The organism is Gilliamella sp. (assembly GCF_024104075.1).
In the GTDB taxonomy this organism is placed as follows: Bacteria; Pseudomonadota; Gammaproteobacteria; order Enterobacterales; family Orbaceae; genus Gilliamella; species Gilliamella bombi.
In genome coordinates this window covers 1-3,547 of record NZ_JAGGHR010000059.1, presented here as the reverse complement: position 1 = coordinate 3,547, position 3,547 = coordinate 1, and the positions used below count along the sequence as shown (strand labels likewise).

Below are 3,547 nucleotides of genomic sequence, written 5' to 3'. Positions count from 1 at the left end.
CGGACACGCATTTTGTTAAAATGAAAGCCGATGAGTAATACGTGTCTGTCAGGTTAAGTTTGAGCTACTACAATTAATACTATGCATGTTATCGCTGTTTTTTAGCAATTTTGTATTTGCGCAAGATTTACTGATTGAAGCGAGAAATGTTCCTGAGAGCACATTAATAAGTGTATTTTTTAGCAATCCCTTTGGATTTATTTTATTTTTTGCTTTTTTATTTTTCTTCGGTAAGCACTTTTCAAAATAACCAATAAAAACCCGCACTTGGCGGGTTGTAGTCATTAATTTTTATTCTTTCACGCTATCCTCAAGATCAAACTCATAAGTTGTATTATATTTAGGGTGAACCTGATCAACTAAGGCTAAAAACTGTGCTTTATCCTTAGATATTTTTAATAAAGTTATAATGGATGAAAGATGCTCTCTCAATTTAGGGTGACCAATATCTTCAGTTAAAAATTGATGAAGCCTTGCTTTTTTCTCTGATTTTGTTTCAGCTTTCTTTAGTTCTTCTAATAAGTTAGGTGCTAATCTGGAGTAAATTACATTATTGGTTACTGTCCCCATAAAAGCAGGACGTTTATTTATATTTTCGGGAGGAAATTTCTGTTCCCATACCCTAAAGAGCTGTTCATAATACTCTGTTGGAAAAGTTTTTACCCAAGGTTGTAATTCCTTCGCCACAAATCGCTCTAAAATTTCAGCCAATGCATTTTTAGCTCTATCTTTCTCGTATCCTGTAGCCTCATCCACTAAAGCAATTATTCCAACTTTAGCTAATGACCTAACTAAAATTTCAGCTTTAAATGCGGTATCCATTTGACTTTTAAGTAAAGTATTTGCGTCTCTTGCTTTTAGATATAATTCACAAACCAATGGCAGTATTGATGCCTCAAAGCCTTCTTGTATTTGGTTATTTTTATTTTTATATCTTACCTTTTTGACTAATTTTTTTAACTCATCGCCAACAAAAGGTAAAAGGTTTTTAGCATCCATAAATGCTGGCATTATATCTTCGGATTCACCTTTAATTCTAATACCTCGTTGCGGTCGATCTAATGCCTTAAACACCGATGATTGAGATATTATTCTACGATCATCACTTAAAACAGATACGTCTAATATAGTTTCACCTATTTTTAATTCACCCATATGTGTTGCTATAGGTAAATTTTTATTTTCTTCTCTTTTCTTTGCGCCCTTCTTCCCTATTTCACTTCTTTGCTGTGCAGTTAAAGCTTTAGCCCTTGCCAAACCACCATTACGTTTATTATTCATATTGATCACCTATTAAATTCAAGTTAAAATTGTTTTTATGTTGCATAATACACATAAAAAACAATATTTGCAACTTAAATTAAATTTTAACTTGAAAATAAATATTGATTTGATCAGTCAATTTTAGATAATAAAAAACCCTCTTAGAGGGTTTGAATTGCTTTAATAGTCAATAGTTATTTAACTCAATAATCATTACCTTTTCCCCACCCCTCAGCCTCTTTTTTAGCATTTATAACCGCTAATTTATCAAAGTTTTTCTGCCTTTTTAAAATTACAGCATACTGAGTATATGCTGGATTGCTGGGGTAAAAAAACTTATCACGCTTTCCCGTATACTGTTCCGTGATAGAGGACATTTCGGAATGCTTTCTTTTCATCGCTTCTATAACAAGCCTTGACAGGGTAATGCCTTGTTCACAGAAATCAATTGCGATATCCAAATTTTTACCCTGCGCTCTCAGTTTATAATGTTTCTTTATTAACGATAAAATCTTAAAATGCATATCAATGATAACTTGATCTGGAAGTTTTTTTAATGGCTCAAGCCATTCTCTTTTACTTAATCTGACTTTTTTCTTCCCTGCTTTCTTTTGTTCTACAACACAATCATCGTCAACCCAGTCTAACCAATCATCCTCTGCATTTTTACGGCTCATTATTTTATGATTTGAATTGTCATTAAATGAATTTTCGAGGTTTTCATAGTCTTTTGATCCTTCTGACCACTTATAAGTAAGCACATGATCGCTATGAATATTCTTGTATCCAAGCAATTCGTCCTCATGCAAATCACCAACATCACTAACATGCTTCATTCCAGCATATTTATTCTCTGAAACGCTAGCTTCCAATGAACGATTAGATGACTCGTATTTATCTGGATTAACCAACTTTTTTATTTGCTGTTGTTGAAGAAAAAGTAATCCATAATAAAGTACCATTATAACTACACCAAATATTGCAATACCGTACAATAACCACATAATTGATACCTATTTTATTCTTGTGCAAATTCTTTCTCTTTTTGTTTTCGATTTAGTTACCTCTCCACCCTTATCTGAACAAGTAAAAAACATTTCCATTTCCCAAGTAAATTTATTGCCTGAATTTTTTATCAAGTTTCGATTTGTAGTGTATTCACAATCACCTTGTTTACCTTGTATGGTTAAATTTTTATAAATCTTATCTAAGTCAACTTCAACAGCCTCATTATTAGCTATTTTTGACATTAAAACGCCGTCAACAATTTTATATGATTGTTTTACTTTCTCGCTACTTTCCAAGGAATAGTCATCATATTCTTTGAATTTTGGATCGTACTCACTTTCATATTTTTTAAAGCTACAATCCCATTTGCCCACCAAATACTCTTTAGTAACTTTATCATCACCGCAGCCGAATAAAGCAAGACTAACTAAACTAATTATCAAGATTTTTTTCATACCATCAACCTTTTTAAAATTTTAATTAATGGTATGAAAATTCATCTATAAAATCAACGACGATTTAGCAGCCCCCCAGGTCTTTGCTCTTTCATAATCTGCGCGCGAATAGCTTGCTCGATGTTTTTAGCTAGTTGCTGTCCGTCTTGTTCTGACATGCCACCGCCACCATCAATGTTAATCGGCATATTAAAGTGAAGACTCATATTTGAACCCCCTCTGCCATTAGATGTGATTTGGCGATTACTCAACACTCGTCCATTTTCACCCGGTATTAGATATTGCTTTCCGCCTGCTACCAAGATTTCAGGTTTTCCGCCCTCGCCAACACGATACATTGAGCCAGCGTCTACTGGACCGCCATTTTTACGTGCACCCGCTATACCCAACGCTTTCATTGAGCCAATAGCTGTTGCGTACGATGTTGCGCCTGTAGTTGCTGCTGCGCCCTGTGTTGCGATTGAAGCATACATAGCAGCAGGTTGATATGCTGCTGCTAATAACGTAGCTTCCGCCACTTGAGCTGCTGTCGTTGCTGCCGAGGTTGTTTTAGCAACAATTGCGTTCTTGACGTATTGCATACCCATTTGAACCAACGACCCGATAGCCTCATTTAGGATAATATTGGCAAAGTTTTGCATTGCCTGCGTTGCTGTCATCGTACCTGACGCCAAGCCTGAAATTGTACTTGTCGCACTACTTGCTAATCCCTCCAATGATGACGCCAAAAACTCGTTAGCATCGCTCTGATTTCGCCAAATTTCCCATTGTGCATTGATACGATTTTGTTCGTACTGATGATTAGCCGCTTCACGCAATGC

Annotated in this window: 3 protein-coding genes and 1 pseudogene; all 4 read right to left on the bottom strand. The window is 35.2% G+C overall.

The window, feature by feature from the left end; translation table 11 throughout:
• Positions 1-291: 291 nt before the first annotated feature.
• Positions 292-1,281 (bottom strand): P63C domain-containing protein, encoded by a 990-nt coding sequence (locus tag J6569_RS10945; protein WP_296318471.1) that lies wholly within the window; start codon positions 1,279-1,281, stop codon positions 292-294.
• 185 nt (positions 1,282-1,466) lie between these two features.
• Positions 1,467-2,267, bottom strand: coding sequence for a hypothetical protein (locus J6569_RS10940; protein ID WP_296318469.1), 801 nt, complete (start codon positions 2,265-2,267; stop codon positions 1,467-1,469).
• 9 nt (positions 2,268-2,276) lie between these two features.
• Positions 2,277-2,726: a hypothetical protein gene (locus J6569_RS10935; RefSeq protein ID WP_296318467.1), complete on the bottom strand. Its 450-nt coding sequence runs from the start codon at positions 2,724-2,726 to the stop codon at positions 2,277-2,279.
• 53 nt (positions 2,727-2,779) lie between these two features.
• A pseudogene (locus J6569_RS10930) lies at positions 2,780-3,547 on the bottom strand (hypothetical protein); the annotation flags it as partial.